Here is a 16,673-nt window from a genome sequence, read left to right on the forward strand (position 1 = left end):
CCCCTCAGACGTACTGGCGGGTCAGCCACTCGGCGACCACGGCGGGCTTGTCGGAACCCTCGATCTCGACGGTGACGCCGAGGGTGAGCTGGACGCCGCCGGAGATGTCACTGACGTCGGTGAGCTCGACCCGCGCCCGGACGCGGCTGCCGACGGGGACCGGGCTGGTGAAGCGGACCTTGTTGAGGCCGTAGTTCACGCCCATCCGCACACCGTCGACCTTGTAGATCCCCTGCACGAGCACGGGGAGCAGCGACAGCGTCAGGAAGCCGTGGGCGATGGTCGTGCCGAACGGCCCGGCGGCGGCCTTCTCCGGGTCGACGTGGATCCACTGGTGGTCCCCGGTCGCGTCGGCGAACCCGTCGATCCGCTCCTGGGTGACGGTGAACCAGTCGGACTCGCCGACCTCCGTCCCCTTCGCGGCCCGCAGCTCGTCCACTCCGTCGAAGACGCGCATCCGTCACTCCCGTTCGTCGTCCGTCCTGTCCCGGTGACCGGTCGCCGTGGCGCCGGCCGGGATCCACCCTTCTCTACCGCACCGCCCCCCGCCGGGTGGGGTGACGTCGTCGAACGCACACGCCCCGTCCCGCACGACCGGTGCCGCTTCGTTATGGTCGTCACGTCAGGAGCCGCCTGGAGAAGGACGGGCCCAGCTTCGACGTGGAAGGCGCACGCCCCATGACCCCCACCGCCCGCGACCATCGATGACCGCACCCACCACACCCCGGCGGCAGTCCGGTGGACTCGTCCACCGCGCCGTGCCCTACCGGGACCCCGAGCACCAGGCCACCGTGCTCGCCGGGCCGGTGACCGACGCCCTGGAGGACGGCCGTCGCGCGCTCGTCGTCGTCGAGCCGCGCTGCGCCACGGAGCTGCAGCGCTCCCTCGGCCGCGACGCCGGCGTCGAGTTCCACCCGCCGGAGCGGATGCACTCGGCACCCCCGTTCACCGTCGCGGGCCGCTGGAGCCGGGCCGTGCGCGAGGCGCTGTCCGACGGCGCGACCGGGGTGTGCACGGTCGGGCAGTCGATGGACCTGCCCGGCGCCGACGGCGCGTACTGGACGCGGCTGGACCTCGCCCTCGTGCACGCGCTGCGCGACCTGCCGGTGGAGCTGCTGTGCTGCTTCCCCGACGGCGCCGCCGGCCGCGCCAGCGCCGGTGCCCTGCACGACGAGTTCCTCGTCGACGGCGCCCCGGTCCCGACCGGCTGCCGCCGCGACGACCACGAGCTGCTCGCCGAGAACCCCCAGCCGCCGCCGCGGGACCTCGGGGCCCCGGTCGTCGTGCTGCCGGTGACGCTCGGCGGGCTGGGGGCGATGCGCCGCGTGGTCGAGCGTCAGGCGCTGCTGTCCGGGTTCGGCCCGTCCCGCTCGGAGGACCTGGTGCTCGCGGTGAACGAGCTGGTCAGCAACGGGGTCGAGCACGGCTCGGGCGCCCCCGTGCTGCGGATGTGGCGCACGGCCGGGGGCCTGGTCGCCGAGATGAGCGACGCGGCGCCGTGCCGGCTCGCGTTCCCCGGGCTGGCCGCGCCGCCGGTCGCCGGCGCCCGCGGGCGCGGGATGTGGCTGGCCTCGGAGCTGTCGGACGTGCTGCAGGTGTGGACCGCCGAGGACGACCCCGGGCGGGTGAGCGGCACCGTCGTGCGCGTCACCATGACGCCCCCGTGACCCGCCACGACCGCGCCGACGCGGTGACCCGCTTCCTGCGGATGGTGACCGGCCCCGAGCCCGCGCTCGACGAGGGCGCGCTGGCCATCGCCGCCGGGGCCGCGCCCGACCCGGAGGTCGCGGCGGTGGCCGCCGCCCGCGCCCGGGCCACCCTCGACGAGCTCGCCGACGGCGTCACCGGCGTCGAGTCGCTGCTGCACCGGCTGTTCACCGAGGCCGGGTTCCGCGGCAACGCCGAGGACTACGCCGATCCGCGCAACTCGTTCCTGCCCGACGTGCTCGACCGCCGGACCGGCATCCCGATCACTCTCTCGGTCGTCGCGATCGAGGTGGGGCGCCGCGCCGGGGTCCCGCTGGAGGGTGTCGGGATGCCGGGGCACTTCCTCGTGCGGGTGCCGGGGACCCGGCGCCACGTCGACGTCTTCGACGGCGGACGGCGGCTCGACCCGGCCGGCTGCGAGGAGCTGTTCCGCGCCACCACCGGCGCCGGGCCCGAGGTCGAGTTCGGCCCGGAGATGCTGCCGCGCACCTCGACCCGCCAGATCCTCGCCCGGATGCTGGAGAACCTGCGGTCCGGCTACGCCCGCTCGCGCGACCACGCGTCGCTGGAGTGGGTGCTGCGGATGCGCCTCGGGCTGCGCCACCGGGGCCCGGAGCTCATCCGCGAGCTCGGCGACGTCCTCGCCGCGCAGGCCCGCTGGGACGAGGCGGCCCGGCTCATGGAGACCTGGGCCGACGGCCCCGGGCGCGGGTCGCGGTCCGGGCCCGAGGTGCTCGACGAGGTGCGCACCGAGGCGATGAAGCACCGGGCGCACCTCAACTGATCAGGTGTGCGGCGCCCGGGTCGGCGCGCCGGAGTCCTCCCCGAACCGCCAGGGCTGCCCGGTCGACTCCAGCACCGCCATCCACAGGTCGCCGTGCGGGTCGACCTGGTTGCGGCGGCTGACGGCCAGGCTCATCGGGATGTGCACGAACCGGCGGCGCACCCGTCCGACGACCATCGCGGTGCGCCCGGACATCGCCGCGTGCACCGCGGCCTGCGACAGCCGCACGGTGTAGACGCTGTCGTAGGGGTTCGCCGGGACGCTGCGGATGATGTAGCTGGGGTCGACGTAGCGGACCGTGGTCTCCATGCCGGCCTCGGCGAAGGAGTCCGCGATGCGTTCCTTGAGCCACGGCCCGACGTCGGAGAGCTTGGCGTTGCCGGAGGCGTCGGTGCGCCCGACCGGCGGCAGCATCTCCTGCCCCGCCCCCTCCGCGACGACGACGACCGCGTGCCCGCGCTGGGACACCCGCCGCCGCAGGTGGTGCAGCAGGCCGGTCTCGCCGTCGAGCTCGAACGGGACCTCCGGGATGAGGACGGCGTCGGCGTCGGAGCGCACGAGCGAGGCGTAGCAGGCGATGAAGCCGGAGTGCCGGCCCATGAGCTTGACCAGGCCGACCCCGCCCGGGGTGGACTTGGCCTCCACCGTCACCGACCGGATGGCCTCGCTGGCCTGGGAGAACGCCGTCTGGAACCCGAAGGACTGGTCGATGAACGGGATGTCGTTGTCGATCGTCTTCGGGATCCCGACGACGGCGATGCGCAGACCGCGCTCGTCGACCACGCGGGCGATCTCCATCGCGCCGCGCATGGTGCCGTCGCCGCCGATCACGAACAGCACGTTGAGGTGCATCTGCTCGAGGCAGTCGACGATCTCCTCCGGGTCCTGCGGGCCGCGCGAGGTCCCGAGGAAGGTGCCGCCGTCGACGGGGATGTCGCGGACGGTCTCCGGGGACAGCTCGACGACGTCGTGGCCGTAGGAGGAGACGAAGCCGCGGTAGCCGTTGCGGAAGCCCACGACGCGGCGCACGCCGTAGTGGTAGGTCAGGGTCCGGACCAGGCCGGAGATGACGTCGTTGAGGCCCGGGCACAGCCCGCCGCAGGTGACGATGCCGGCGCGGGTCTTCGACGGGTCGAAGTAGATCTGGCGGCGCGGCCCGCACGGCTCCAGCCCGGGCAGCTCGTCGAGCTCGACGCCGCGGGCCCGGATCCCGGCCGCGGTGTCGTCGAGCAGCACGCGGTCGCCGGAGTCGACGTAGTGCTCGGTCGTGCGGCGGGCGTCGAGCAGCGGGGCGAGCGGCGAGGTGATGCGGGCCGGGCCGAGCGTGGAGATCGCCAGGTCCGCGGGCGTGATGCTGGCGTACTCCGAGGTCGTCACACGGGCTCCTGGCTGTATCGATTCGCGGCGTGCCCGGACATCGTGGCGCACACCGCCGGAACCGTCGATCCGGACCCGCCCGGCCCGCGCGCGACGATCACCCGACCGGGCCGGGGAACGGGCCGTCGTGGGGGAACGGCGGGCCTCGCGCGGTCACCGGCCCGGCACGGCCCCGACCCGGAACGTTGCACCGCGCACCGCCCGGCGTCACCGGTTCCGACCATCCTGTCGCCTACGCGGGGTGAACGGATTGGGCACCCGGAGTGAACGTCCGGCGAGGCGTAGGGCAAGATCCGTCCATGCGGAGTCTTGATCCACGTCACACCTGGGCCACCGGACTCGCCCGGACGATCGCCGAGGAACTCCGGGACGGCGTCGCCAGTGGAGCCGTCACCTGGGGCGAGGCCGACGAGCTGCTGAACCGGCTCCGCACGGTCATCGACCAGGCCCTCGACGTCACCCCGGCACCGCTGTAGCCCTCCGGTAGCCGCGGTCGACGTAGACCAGCGGCGAGCCGGACCGGCGCAGCCCGAGCACCTCCACGACCGCGGCCGCGACGAGCACCGACGCCCCGACCCCGGTGACCGACAGGACCCGGCAGCGCAGGGCGGTGCCCACGTCGGGCAGCCACGGCTCCCCCGTCGGGAGCGTCGTCCACCGGACCCCGCCGGCGAAGCGGTCACCGCCGGGGACGGCGAAGTGCGCGGCGAGCGCGGTGGCGGTGTCGTCGAGCAGGTGGACGACGAGCGTCGCGGACCCGTGCAGCGCGCGGGCCGGCCGCGAGGCCCGGTCCAGCGAGAACGACACCGCGGGCGGGTCGACCCCGACGGAGGCGACCGAGCTCGCGGTCATGCCGACCGGTCCGTCGGGACCGGCGGCGGTGAGGACGGCGACCCCGGCCGGATGCCCGCGGAAGGCCGCCCGCAGGCCCGCGGCGGGCCCGGGCCCGCCGCCCGGGTCCGGACCTCGGCGGAGCGGGGCGAACGGTGGTGCGTCGGCGGACATGCGTCCACCGTCGACCCTGAACCCGGCTTCAGGTCAAGGGTGACTCAGTTCTCGTCGCGCCCGGTGAGCGCGTGCTCCAGCTCGTCGGCCAGGTGCACGACCTGCCGGAAGGGGAACTCGAAGCCGTCGAGCGCGGCGGGTCCGAGCGGGACGGAGTGCCGGAACACCACGACCCCCTCCTCCGCGGCCAGCCCGCCGACGACCGACGGCCCGGCCAGCTCCAGCGCGCGGGCGAGGTCGACCTCGCCGAGGCGGGCGACCGGGGACTCGATCTGCACCCACTCCTGGTCCGGGTCGGCGACGGCGGCGGCCGCGTCGGTCACCTCGACCCCGGGCCGTCCGGCGCCCTCCGCGACCCGTTTCACGACCACGAGCTGGTCCCGCTCCGCGGTCGTCGGCAGCCGGAAGCGCAGCTCGTCGGCGCTCTGCCGGACGATCTCGTACCGGACCACGACGTAGGCCTTCAGGTCCTCCCAGGTCGCCACGCCCGTCTCCCCCCAGATCGCCGACACGCGGCACCGACCCTAGCGTGATCCGGACCGGGGCCGGCGCGCGCCGCCCGCGCGACGTGCACACCCGGGGCGGCCCGGGGGCGACGCCGGCTCAGCCCTCCAGGCCGGTGGTGATCAGCTGGTCCACCGGGGCGCGGTCGTCGGTCAGCACCGGCGCCCCGGCGGCGGACGCGGCGGTCCGGGCCGGGTCGAGCACCGCGCCCGGCTCGCCGGAGCGGGCGACCGCGGCGTCCAGCGCGGCCGGGTCGAGCGCCCGGTCCGACGCGACGACCACGACGTTCCCGCCGCCACCGGGCGTGAACTCGTCGGGCCGCGCGACGAGCATCGTCGTGGCGAACTGCGTGCGGACGGTCGCGGTCGCCGCGCGCACCAGGTCCAGCGGGTCCCGGTCGATCACGTTGAGGACGTAGAGCCCGCCCGGGCGCAGCACCCGCGTCACCTCGGCGAGGAACTCCGCGGTCGACAGGTGCCAGGGCACGGAGCGGGCACCGAACGCGTCGCCGACGACGAGGTCGGCGGAGTCGTCGGGCAGCGCGGCGAGGTTCACCCGGGCGTCGCCGGTGCGCACCGTGGTGCCGGGGACGTCACCGGCACCCAGCGAGCGCACGCCCAGGTCGATCACCCCGCGGTCCAGCTCCAGGACCGTGGACGCGCTGCCCGGGCGGGTCGCGGCGAGCCACCGCGGCATGGTGAGCGCGCCCCCGCCGACGTGCACGGCGTCGAGCGGCCGGCCGGGCGGGAACGCGGTGTCGACGGCGGCGGCGAAGCGCTTGGTGTACGCGAACTCCAGGTGCGCCGGGTCGCCGAGGCGGACGTAGGAGTGGCGCAGGTCGTCGAGCACCAGGTAGCGCCCGGCCGGGTCGCGCGGGTCGGGCTGCACCGAGGCGCAGTAGTAGGTGGTGTCGGCGTCGCATCGGCCGGGGACCGCGACGAGCGCGACCCCGAGCAGCATCGCCGCCGCGCCCCCGCGCGCGACGTCGGTGCGCCGCCGTCGCGGGGCGAGGACGAGCCCCAGAACCAGGCAGGCGGCCGCGGTGACGAGCAGGATCGCGCTCACCGGCAGCAGCGCGACCAGCACGAACCCGGTGAGGAACGTCCCGGCGAGCGAGCCGAGCGTGCCCGCCGCGGACAGCCCGCCGACGACCTCGCCGGAGGTGTCGAGCCCGGTCAGGCGCGCCTTCGTCACGGCCGGGGTGACCGCGGCGAGCGCGGTCACCGAGACCAGGGTGGACGCCGCGACGAGCAGCACGGCGGCGTACGGGCCCGCGCCGAGCAGCGGCCCCAGCAGCCGGACGACCGGGCGCACGGCCAGCGTCCCGAGCCCGCCGACCACCAGCATCAGGGCGGCGACGGCGACGGGGTCGCGCTCGTCGGCCCACCGGCCGCCGAGCGCGGCACCGGCCGCGATCCCGGCCAGCGCCACCCCGATCACCGCGGTGGTCGACTCCAGGGTGAGCCCGGTGTACGGCGCGACGAGCCGCGTCGCGAGGGTCTCGACGACGAGGATCGCCGCCCCGGAGACGACGACCGCGGTCCGGGCGAGGGCGAGGCGCACCCGGCCATGCTCTCAGGGCAGCCGGAGCACCAGCTTGCCGGTGTTCTCCCCGCGGAACAGCTTGAGCAGGACCTCGCCGAAGTCGGTCACGGGGCCGTCGACGACGTCCTCGCGCGCGGTGATCCGGCCCTGTGCCAGCCACCCCGACAGGGCCTGCGCGGCCTCGCCGGCACGGTGGGCGTAGTCGGGGAAGACGAAGCCCTCCATCTTCGAGCGCGTCGTCAGCAGCGAGAGGTAGTTCGCCGGGGCGTGGATGCCCTCGGTGGCGTTGTACTGGCTGATCGCGCCGCACAGCACGACGCGGGCGTGGGTGGCCAGGCGGGCCAGCGCGGCGTCGAGGATCTCGCCGCCGACGTTGTCGAAGTAGACGTCGATGCCGTCCGGGGTCAGCTCGCGCAGCCGCGCGGCGACGTCGGAGTTGCGGTAGTCGATCGCGGCGTCGAAGCCGAGCTCCTCGGTCAGCCAGGCGCACTTCTCCGGACCGCCGGCGATGCCGATGACCTTCCCGGCGCCCTTGATCTTCGCGAGCTGCCCGACGATGGAGCCGACGGCCCCGGCGGCGCCGGACACCACGACGGTGTCGCCCTCGGCCAGCTCGCCGACCTCGAGCAGCCCGAAGTACGCGGTGGCACCGGGCATCCCGAGCACGGCGAGGTAGCGCTCCGGCGGGACCGCGTCGGACGGCTGCACCTTCTGCAGCCCGCGGGCGTCGACCTCGGCGTGGGTCTGGACGCCCAGCAGCCCGGTGACGACGTCGCCGACCGCGAGGTCGGGGCTGTTCGACGCGACGACCTCGCCCAGCCCGAGTGCCCGCATGACGGCACCGACCTCGACCGGCGGCACGTAGGACTTGCCGGCGTTCATCCAGCCGCGCATCGCGGGGTCGAGCGAGAGGTGGCTGACCTTCACCACGACGCGGCCCTCGCCGGGCTCGCCGACGGGCTCGGTGGTGTGCTCCCAGACCTCGGGCCCCGGGGTTCCGGTGGGCCGCGCGGCGAGGCGGACCTGCTGGTTCGTGTTACTCATGGGTACCGGTCTACTCCCGTCACGCGCGCGACGCCTCATCACGGTCGTCACGCGCGTGACGGGAATGTCGTTCGGTCACCGAACGGAACTACCTCAGGCCCAGGTGGCGCGCGATCAGCATCTTCTGCACCTCGGAGGTGCCCTCGCCGATCTCGAGGATCTTGGCGTCGCGGTAGAACCGCCCGACCGGGTACTCGTTCATGAAGCCGTAGCCGCCGAAGACCTGGGTGGCGTCGCGCGCGTTGTCCATCGCGGCGTTCGACGCGACGAGCTTGGCGATCGCCGCCTCCTTCTTGAACGGCTTCCCCGCCACCAGCAGCCGGGCCGCGTGCTGCCAGGCCAGGCGGGCGGTGTGCGCGCGGGCCTCCATCTCGGCGATCGTGAACTGGATCGCCTGGTAGGAGCCGATGGTCCGCCCGAACGCCTCGCGCTCGCCCGCGTAGCGGACCGACTCGTCGACGCAGCCCTGCGCCAGCCCGACCGACAGCGCGGCGATGGCGACCCGGCCCTCGTCCAGGATGGACAGGAACTGGGCGTACCCGCGGCCCCGCTCGCCGAGCAGGTGGCTCTGCGGGACGCGGACGTCGTCGAAGAACAGCTCACGGGTGTCGGAGCAGTTCCAGCCGACCTTGGAGTACTTCCCGCCGACGGTGAACCCCGGCGTCCCGGCCGGGACGAGGATCGCGGAGATCTCCTTGCCGCCGTCGGGCTTCTCCCCGGTGACGGCGGTGACGGTGACGACCGAGGTGATGTCGGTGCCGGAGTTGGTGATGAAGCACTTCGACCCGTTGATCACCCACTCGCCGTTCTCCAGGCGCGCGGTGGTGCGGGTGCCGCCGGCGTCGGAGCCGCCGCCGGGCTCGGTGAGGCCGAACGCGCCCAGCGCGCGGCCCGCGGCGAGGTCGGGCAGCCAGCGGGCCTTCTGCTCGTCGGTGCCGAACCGGTGGATCGGCATGGCCCCCAGCCCGACGCCCGCCTCCACCGTGATGGCGACCGACGAGTCGACCCGGGCCAGCTCCTCCAGGGCCAGGCAGAGGGCGTAGTAGTCGCCGCCCTGGCCGCCGTACTCCTCGGGCAGGGGCAGGCCGAACAGGCCCATCTCGCCCATCTTCGCCGTGATGTCGTAGGGGAACTCCTCGCGGATGTAGAGGTCCCCGATCACCGGCGCGACCTCGGTGCGCGCGAACTCCTCGACCGCGGCGCGCAGCGCCTCGTACTCCTCGGCGCTGGTGGTGTCCTGTGCGACGGTCATGCCTGCTCCTCCGAAACGGGCTCGACCACGAGCAGCGCCGCGTCCTTCGCGACGGTCGCCCCGGCCCGGGCCCTCAGCTCGCGCACCGTCCCGTCGGTGGGCGCGGTGAGCACGTGTTCCATCTTCATCGCCTCGACGACGACCAGCTTCTGACCGGCGACGACGGTGTCGCCCTCGGCGACCTCGACGACGGTCACCGTCCCCGGCATCGGGGACACGACGGGCCCGCCCGCGCCGTCCGCGGCGGCGCGCGCGGCGTCGAGGGGCTCCTGCTCGCGGATGCCCCAGGCCCGGCCGTCGCGCCCGATCCAGACCGGTCCGCCGGTGGCCCCGGCGACGGCGTAGCGGCGGGTGCGCCCGTCCTGGGTGTGCTCCAGGACCCCCGGTGCGACGGCGACCGTGCGGCAGCGCGCGGGCGTGCCGTCGGGCGTCACGGAGGCGGGCACCGGAGCCGGCACGGTGCCCGCGCCGGACGTGGTGGGCAGCGCCAGGTCGAACCCGGCGGCGCGGCCCCGCGCCCGGACCTCGACGGCGCCGTCGGCGCCCCCGGTGAGCAGCCGGCTCACGGTCCAGGCGTGCTCGCCGACCCGCCAGCCGCCGGGCACGTCGAACGGGTCCACCACGGGACCGGCCGGTTCGCGGCGCAGCAGCCCGAGCCCGGCCACGGCACCGAGGACGTCCCCGGGCACGTCGTGGTCCACCAGCGCGGCGCCGCGCCGCGCGATCAGCCCGGTGTCGAGGTCGCCGGCGCGGACGTCGTCGTCGGCGAGCAGGGCGCGCAGGAACCCGACGTTGGTGTCGAGCCCCAGCAGCACGGTGTCGCGCAGCGCCGCGTCGAGCCGGCGCAGCGCCTCGCCGCGGGTCGCGCCGTAGGCGATCACCTTGGCGAGCATCGGGTCGTAGTCGGACCCGACGACGGTGCCGGTCTCGATCCCGGCGTCGACCCGCACGCCGGGCGGCGGGGTCCAGTCGAGCACCGTCCCGCCCGAGGGCAGGAACGTCAGCGCGTCCCCGGACACCGTGGTCGTCTCGGCGTAGACCCGGGCCTCGACCGCGTGCCCGGTGAGCACGACGTCGTCCTGGGTGACCGGCAGCGGCTCACCGGCGGCGACGCGCAGCTGCAGCTCGACCAGGTCCAGGCCGGTGACCTCCTCGGTGACCGGGTGCTCGACCTGCAGCCGGGTGTTCATCTCCAGGAAGAAGAACTCGTCGGGCCGGTCGGAGCTCACGATGAACTCGACGGTGCCCGCGCCGGTGTAGCCGACCGACCGCGCGGCCTCGCAGGCGGCGCGGCCCATCTGGTCGCGCTGCGCGGGGGTGAGCAGGGCGGACGGCGCCTCCTCGATGATCTTCTGGTGGCGGCGCTGCAGCGAGCACTCGCGCTCGCCGAGGTGCACGACGGTGCCGTGCGCGTCGGCCATCACCTGGATCTCGATGTGCCGCGGGGTCGTGACGAGGCGCTCGACGAGCAGGGTGTCGTCGCCGAAGGAGTTGCGGGCCTCGCGGCGCGCGCCGGCGATCGCGTCGGCGAGCTCGCCGGGGGCGTGCACCTCGCGCATGCCCTTGCCCCCGCCGCCCGCGCTGGGCTTGAGCAGCACGGGGTAGCCGATGTCGGCGACGACGGCGGCGAGGTCGTCGTCGGTCAGCCCGGCGCCGTCGGAGCCGGGCACGACGGGCACGCCCGCCTTGGCGACGGTCTGCTTGGCCCGGATCTTGTCGCCCATCGCGTCGATCGCCGAGGACGGCGGCCCGACGAAGGCGATCCCGGCCTGCTCGCAGGCCGCGGCGAAGGCGGTGTTCTCGGACAGGAAGCCGTAACCGGGGTGGATCGCCTGCGCGCCGGTGGCCCGGGCGGCGGCGATGACGGCGTCGATCGAGAGGTAGGACTCGGTCGCGGCGGCCGGTCCGATGCGGACGGCCTCGTCGGCGGCACGGACGTGCGGGGCGCCGGAGTCGGCGTCGGAGTACACGGCGACGCTGCGGATCCCCATGCTGCGCAGGGTGCGCATGACGCGGACGGCGATCTCGCCGCGGTTGGCGACCAGGACGGTGTCGAACACGGTGCTCACATCCGGAAGACGCCGAAGGCCGGGTCGGCCAGGGGCGCGTTGGCGGCGACGGACAGGGACAGCCCGAGGACGGTGCGGGTGTCGGCGGGGTCGATGACACCGTCGTCCCAGAGCCGGGCGGTGGAGTAGTAGGGGTGGCCCTGCGACTCGTACTGGGCGCGGATCGCGTCCGGGTCGGCGTCGCCCACGGTGCCCAGCACCGTCGCGGCCTGCTCGCCGCCCATCACGGAGATGCGGGCGTTGGGCCACATGAACAGGAACCGGGGCGAGTACGCCCGTCCGCACATGGCGTAGTTCCCGGCGCCGAACGAGCCGCCGATGACGACGGTCAGCTTCGGCACCCGGGTCGAGGCGACGGCGGTGACCATCTTCGCGCCGTTGCGGGCGATGCCGCCGGCCTCGTACTCGCGCCCGACCATGAACCCGGAGATGTTCTGCAGGAACACCAGCGGGATGCCGCGCTGGTCGCACAGCTCGACGAAGTGCGCGCCCTTCAGCGCGGACTCGGAGAACAGGATCCCGTTGTTGGCGACGATCCCGACCGGGTGGCCGTGGATGCGCGCGAACCCGGTGACCAGCGTGGTGCCGTACTCGGACTTGAACTCGGCGAACCGGGACCCGTCGACGATCCGCGCGATGACCTCGCGGACGTCGTAGGGGACCTTCGAGTCGACCGGCACCGCCGCGTAGAGCCCGGACGGGTCGACCTCGGGCTCCTCGGTCGGCGTGACGTCCCAGCCGCGGGGTGCGCGCGGGCCGAGCGTCGCGACGACGGCACGGACCCGCGCCAGGGCGTCGGCGTCGTCGGCGGCCAGGTGGTCGGTGACGCCGGAGACCTTCGCGTGCAGGTCCCCGCCGCCCAGCTCCTCGGCGGTGACGACCTCGCCGGTCGCGGCCTTCACCAGCGGCGGGCCGCCCAGGAAGATCGTGCCCTGGTTGCGGACGATCACGGCCTCGTCGCTCATGGCGGGCACGTACGCACCGCCCGCCGTGCACGAGCCGAGGACGGCGGCGATCTGCGGGATGCCCTGGCCGGACATCTGCGCCTGGTTGTAGAAGATCCGCCCGAAGTGCTCGCGGTCGGGGAACACGCTGTCCTGCTCGGGCAGGTAGGCGCCGCCGGAGTCGACGAGGTACACGCACGGCAGCCGGTTGTGCAGCGCCACCTCCTGCGCGCGCAGGTGCTTCTTGACCGTCATCGGGTAGTAGGTGCCGCCCTTGACCGTGGCGTCGTTGGCGACGACCACGACCTCGCGCCCGGCGACCCGGCCGACCCCGGTGATCATCCCGGCGCCGGGGGCCTGGTCGTCGTACATGCCGTGGGCCGCCATCGGCGACAGCTCCAGGAACGGCGACGACGGGTCGACCAGTGCGTCCACCCGGTCGCGGGGCAGCATCTTGCCGCGCTCGACGTGCCGGGCGCGCGACCGCTCCGGCCCCCCGAGCCGGGTCCGGCCCAGCTGCGCGGCCAGATCCGCGACGAGTGCGCGGTGCGCCTCGGCGTTCTCCGCGGCGCGCGGGTCGGCCGGGTCGACCGCGGTGCCGAGCCGCGGAGCCTCCCGAGCCACCTCGTGGACCGTCACCTGTGACCACCTCCTGTTAATGACCGTTAACAGGTTAGCGGTTGTTAACACGCCGCGTCCAGAGGCGGCACTCCGCCGACTAGGCTGGGGCCGTGCGCCTGCTACTGGTCGAGGACGAGAAGCCGCTCGCCGAGCTGGTCCGCCGCGGCCTGGCCGGGGAGGGACACGAGGTCGAGATCGCGCACGACGGCCCGGCCGGGCTGCAGCTCGCGCTGACCGGCCGGCACGACGTGCTGATCCTCGACATCATGCTGCCGGGTCTGTCCGGGTACCGGATCCTGCAGCACCTGCGCGAGCGCGGGGTGTGGACACCGGTGCTGATGCTGACGGCCAAGGACGGCGAGTACGACGAGGCCGACGCGTTCGACCTCGGCGCCGACGACTACCTGACCAAGCCGTTCTCCTTCGTCGTGCTGCAGGCACGGCTGCGCGCGCTGCTGCGCCGGGCCGGCGAGGCCGCGCCGACGGTGCTGCGGGTCGGTGACCTGAGCCTGGACCCGGGCACCCACCGGGTGCACCGCGGCGAGGTCGAGATCTCACTGACCCCGCGCGAGTTCGGCGTGCTCGAGCACCTGATGCAGAACACCGGGCAGGTCGTGACCAAGACCGACATCCTGCGCTCGGTCTGGGACGCCCACTACGACGGCGAGGTCAACGTCGTCGAGGTCTACGTCGGCTACCTGCGCCGCAAGATCGACGCGCCGTTCGGGACGCACAGCATCGAGACGCTGCGCGGCGTGGGCTACCGGATGTCCGAGCCCGCGCCCGCGCCGCCGCGCTGAGGCGGCTCAGCGACGGCGGTCGAACGGGCGCCGCGGCGACGGCGTGCGCGCGGGCCGGTCCTCACCGGCGCCCCGTGCGGCGACGGCGGTGCCCGCCCGCCCCGGCACGCCGGCGGTACCGCGCGGCGGGGTGACCGGCAGCGGCCGGGTGGCGTTCTCGTCGTACGGGCTGCCGACGGTGTTCGGCCGGATCGGCAGCGGGCCGGTCGGCGGGTCGAGCCTGCTGTGGGCGGGCGGTGCGGACACGTCGTCCTCCGGGTCGGGCGTGGCCGGCGGGGTCGCGACCGGCGCGCCGTCCGGTGCCCGACCGTCACTGCCGTGGGTGACACCCGGCTCACCGGGCGTGCGCATCATGCCATCCGCGCCGGGCCCGCCGCCCGCCGACGCGCCCGCCCGGGGCGCCGACACGGGGGCCGGGTGCGGGGTCCGGTACGGCGACGGCCGCCGGGGCGGCTCGGCCGGCCCGGCCCCCATCACCGGACGTGCGGGCTCGGGGCGCCCCGTGCCGGTCCGGCCGGCTCCGTCCGCGCCGGCACCGTCCGGCCGAGCACCGTCCGAACCCGCGCCGTCCGTACGCGCACCGTCCGACCGGGCGCGGTCCGCGTCGGCACCGGCGGCCCCGGCACCGGCGGTCCCGGCGCCCTCCGTGCGCGCCGCGCCGGCGGGGGCGGCCGCCCCGGCCGGGACGGCGGCGACCCGCGGGATCGGGCCGGACGGGCGGTCGTCGCACAGCTCGGCGGCGGCCTCCTCCGGGGTCCCGCCGGGGGCGGCGACCGCGTCGTCGGACTGCTCGTCCCGCTCGGGCAGCGGCGCCGCGGCCGCCGGGATCGTGACCCGGAACCGGGCCCCGCCCAGCTCGGGCGACGAGGTCGCCTCCACGGTGCCGCCGTGCGCCGCGACCAGCTCGGAGACGATCGACAGGCCGAGTCCGGAGCCGCCGTCGCCGCGCGAGCGGGCCTCGTCGAGACGCACGAACCGCTCGAAGACCCGTGCGCGGTCGGCCTCGGGGACGCCGTTGCCGTCGTCGTCGACGTCGACGACCGCCAGCCCGCCGTCGGCCCGGACCGACACCGCGACCGTCGAGGACGCGTGCCGGCGCGCGTTGTCGACCAGGTTGCGCAGCACCCGGACGAGCTGGCCGCGGTCACCGACCACCCGCACCGGCTGGGTCACGACCCGCACCGTGACCGCGTCGCCCGCGGCGGGGCGGACCCGCTCGGCGTCGGCGATCTCGTCGAGGTCGACCTCCTCGCGGCGCGGGGCCACGCCGCGCTCGTCGGCGCGGGCGAGGAAGAGCAGGTTCTCGACCAGCCCGGTGAGCCGGGAGGCCTCGCCGCGCAGGACGTCGACCGTCCCGCGGTCCGCGGAACCCTCCGGCATCCCCTGGCCGAGCAGCTCCAGACCGGTCGAGACGGTCGCCAGCGGGCTGCGCAGCTCGTGGCTGGCGTCGGCGACGAACCGGCGCTGGGTGGTCTGCGCGGACTCGATCCGGCCGAGCATCTGGTTCATCGTGCGGGCGAGCCGGCCGACCTCGTCCCGGGCGACGGGCTCGTCCACCCGCTGCGAGAGGTCCTTGTCCCCCATCCCGGCCACCTTGGTGCGCATGGTCTCGACCGGACGCAGGGCCCGGCCCGCGAAGAGGTAGGTGAACCCACCGGCGACGAGCACGAGCAGGGGGACGCCGAACACGACGAGCAGGGTGACGAGCCTGACCGCGCTGTGCAGCTGGTCGGTCGGCTGCGCGGTGTAGATCGTGATCGGCCGGTCGAAGACCCGCTCGCCCAGCCCGACGACCATCATGTTCTCGGTCTCGATCTCCCCGGCCCCCGGCCCGCCCGGGTCGCGGAACGTGACCGGCACGTCCATCACCGCGAACGACTCGTGCGGCGCCGCGAGCCGGGGCACGAGCTGCGCCTGACCGTCGAGCGGCTCGGAGGACGCGAACACCTCGATGTTGCGCCCGGCACCGTTCGAGCCGACGACGGAGTCGGGCGCGCCCGTGTTGTCGCTCCAGGCGGTGACCACCTGGACGAGGTCCGTCCGCCGGGCGGTGGTCACCACGGCGTTCTCCTTGGCCGGGTCGCCCCGGCGGTACTCCGCGAAGTTGGCCTCGATCCGCTCCGCGACCTGCTGCGCGTTGGCCAGCAGCGCTTCCTCGGTGTTCCGCTTGAGCTCGTGCTCGAGGATCATCACCAGGGCGATCCCGGCGACGACGAGGACCATCGCGACCGCCGTCGCGGCCGCGAGCGCGGACGCCGCGCGCACGCCCAGGCGCTCGCGCATCCGGCGGAATGTCCTCGTCACGCCCACGAGGGTATCGCCGCCGACCTGTGCGGATCCTGAGACGACCGCGCCGAGGCGGTGTTAACAATCGTTAACCACCGGCGGTAGGATCACCCGATGGCCGCCGCACACCCCTCCCCGCCGGGCGGCGCCGCCCGGACCGAGGCCCCGTCGCGCCGCGACCAGATTCTCACCGAGGCGGCCCGGCTGTTCGCCCGGCACGGCTTCCACGGGGTCAGCATCGCCGACCTCGGGGCCGCGGTCGGGGTCTCCGGGCCCGCGCTGTACCGGCACTTCCCGGGCAAGGAGGCACTGCTCGCGGAGCTGCTCATCGACATCTCCGAGCGGCTGCTCGACGGCGGCCGCGAGCGCGTCGGGCACGGGGACCCGCGGGCCGCGCTCGCCGCACTGGTGGACTTCCACGTCGCGTTCGCCACCCGCGAGCCGGAGCTCATCGTCGTGCAGGAGCGCGACCTCGCGAACCTCCCGGACGAGGCCCGCCGGACCGTGCGTCGGCTGCAGCGGACCTACGTCGAGCTGTGGGTGGACACGCTGCGCCGGGTGCACCCCGGCGTTGCACCCGCCGAGGCCCGCACGGTCGCGCACGGGGTCTTCGGCCTGCTCAACTCGACCCCGTACGCGCCGCGCGCGGACCAGGCGGCCGCCCGCGGGGCGGACGCCCGGGTCGCGGTCCTGCGCCGGATGGCGCTGGCCGCGCTGGACGCCGCCCCGGCCTGA

General features: G+C 75.0%; 15 protein-coding genes. 5 read left to right on the forward strand and 10 right to left on the reverse strand.

Going from position 1 to position 16,673, the window contains the following annotated elements; genetic code table 11:
• Positions 1 to 4: 4 nt before the first annotated feature.
• Positions 5 to 457 (reverse strand): MaoC family dehydratase, encoded by a 453-nt coding sequence (locus WJX68_RS11565; RefSeq protein WP_340289449.1) that lies wholly within the window; start codon positions 455 to 457, stop codon positions 5 to 7.
• Between the two features lie 247 nt (positions 458 to 704).
• Here WJX68_RS11565 and WJX68_RS11570 point away from each other — a divergent pair, with 247 nt between their 5' ends.
• Together WJX68_RS11570 and WJX68_RS11575 are read left to right on the forward strand one after the other, a co-directional pair.
• Entirely contained in the window at positions 705 to 1,667 is a 963-nt protein-coding gene (locus tag WJX68_RS11570; RefSeq protein ID WP_340289451.1) for an ATP-binding protein, read from the forward strand.
• Positions 1,664 to 2,491: a SirB1 family protein gene (locus WJX68_RS11575; RefSeq protein WP_340289454.1), complete on the forward strand. Its 828-nt coding sequence runs from the start codon at positions 1,664 to 1,666 to the stop codon at positions 2,489 to 2,491. The genes WJX68_RS11570 and WJX68_RS11575 overlap by 4 nt, the downstream gene beginning before the upstream one ends.
• On the opposite strand, the gene WJX68_RS11580 is transcribed toward WJX68_RS11575, so the two are convergent.
• Complete coding sequence (locus WJX68_RS11580) at positions 2,492 to 3,868, reverse strand: ATP-dependent 6-phosphofructokinase (RefSeq protein WP_340289457.1); 1,377 nt, start codon at positions 3,866 to 3,868, stop codon at positions 2,492 to 2,494. It abuts the gene before it with no gap.
• 299 nt (positions 3,869 to 4,167) lie between these two features.
• Between WJX68_RS11580 and WJX68_RS11585 the strand changes: the two genes are divergently transcribed.
• A complete protein-coding gene (locus tag WJX68_RS11585) occupies positions 4,168 to 4,344 on the forward strand; it encodes a hypothetical protein (protein ID WP_340289460.1) in 177 nt (58 codons plus the stop codon).
• Here the strand turns inward: WJX68_RS11585 and WJX68_RS11590 are convergent.
• The 7 genes from WJX68_RS11590 to WJX68_RS11620 all read right to left on the reverse strand — a co-directional run bounded on the left by WJX68_RS11590 (position 4,325) and on the right by WJX68_RS11620 (position 12,870).
• Positions 4,325 to 4,873, reverse strand: a complete 549-nt coding sequence (locus tag WJX68_RS11590; RefSeq protein WP_340289463.1) for a flavin reductase family protein — start codon at positions 4,871 to 4,873, stop codon at positions 4,325 to 4,327. The genes WJX68_RS11585 and WJX68_RS11590 overlap by 20 nt on opposite strands.
• Positions 4,874 to 4,917: 44 nt before the next feature.
• A complete protein-coding gene (locus WJX68_RS11595; protein ID WP_340289466.1) occupies positions 4,918 to 5,358 on the reverse strand; it encodes a hypothetical protein in 441 nt (146 codons plus the stop codon).
• 118 nt (positions 5,359 to 5,476) lie between these two features.
• Positions 5,477 to 6,940: a fused MFS/spermidine synthase gene (locus tag WJX68_RS11600; protein ID WP_340289469.1), complete on the reverse strand. Its 1,464-nt coding sequence runs from the start codon at positions 6,938 to 6,940 to the stop codon at positions 5,477 to 5,479.
• A gap of 12 nt (positions 6,941 to 6,952) precedes the next feature.
• Positions 6,953 to 7,966 carry an NADP-dependent oxidoreductase gene (locus tag WJX68_RS11605; protein ID WP_340289472.1) on the reverse strand — a complete coding sequence of 338 codons (1,014 nt, stop codon included), beginning with the start codon at positions 7,964 to 7,966 and terminating at the stop codon, positions 6,953 to 6,955.
• A gap of 88 nt (positions 7,967 to 8,054) precedes the next feature.
• A complete protein-coding gene (locus tag WJX68_RS11610) occupies positions 8,055 to 9,218 on the reverse strand; it encodes an acyl-CoA dehydrogenase family protein (protein ID WP_340289475.1) in 1,164 nt (387 codons plus the stop codon).
• The gene (locus WJX68_RS11615) at positions 9,215 to 11,278 is read right to left on the reverse strand and encodes an acetyl/propionyl/methylcrotonyl-CoA carboxylase subunit alpha (RefSeq protein ID WP_340289478.1); all 2,064 of its coding nucleotides are present in this window, start codon (positions 11,276 to 11,278) and stop codon (positions 9,215 to 9,217) included. The genes WJX68_RS11610 and WJX68_RS11615 overlap by 4 nt, the downstream gene beginning before the upstream one ends.
• 5 nt (positions 11,279 to 11,283) lie before the next feature.
• Positions 11,284 to 12,870 carry a carboxyl transferase domain-containing protein gene (locus tag WJX68_RS11620; protein ID WP_340289481.1) on the reverse strand — a complete coding sequence of 529 codons (1,587 nt, stop codon included), beginning with the start codon at positions 12,868 to 12,870 and terminating at the stop codon, positions 11,284 to 11,286.
• 92 nt (positions 12,871 to 12,962) lie between these two features.
• On the opposite strand from WJX68_RS11620, the gene WJX68_RS11625 reads away from it, so the two are divergent.
• The gene (locus WJX68_RS11625) at positions 12,963 to 13,652 is read left to right on the forward strand and encodes a response regulator transcription factor (protein ID WP_340289484.1); all 690 of its coding nucleotides are present in this window, start codon (positions 12,963 to 12,965) and stop codon (positions 13,650 to 13,652) included.
• A gap of 6 nt (positions 13,653 to 13,658) precedes the next feature.
• On the opposite strand, the gene WJX68_RS11630 is transcribed toward WJX68_RS11625, so the two are convergent.
• A complete protein-coding gene (locus WJX68_RS11630; RefSeq protein WP_340289487.1) occupies positions 13,659 to 15,956 on the reverse strand; it encodes a HAMP domain-containing sensor histidine kinase in 2,298 nt (765 codons plus the stop codon).
• Between the two features lie 96 nt (positions 15,957 to 16,052).
• Between WJX68_RS11630 and WJX68_RS11635 the strand changes: the two genes are divergently transcribed.
• Positions 16,053 to 16,673: an SACE_7040 family transcriptional regulator gene (locus WJX68_RS11635; protein WP_340289490.1), complete on the forward strand. Its 621-nt coding sequence runs from the start codon at positions 16,053 to 16,055 to the stop codon at positions 16,671 to 16,673.

Source organism: Pseudonocardia spirodelae (assembly GCF_037727765.1).
In the GTDB taxonomy this organism is placed as follows: Bacteria; Actinomycetota; Actinomycetes; order Mycobacteriales; family Pseudonocardiaceae; genus Pseudonocardia; species Pseudonocardia spirodelae.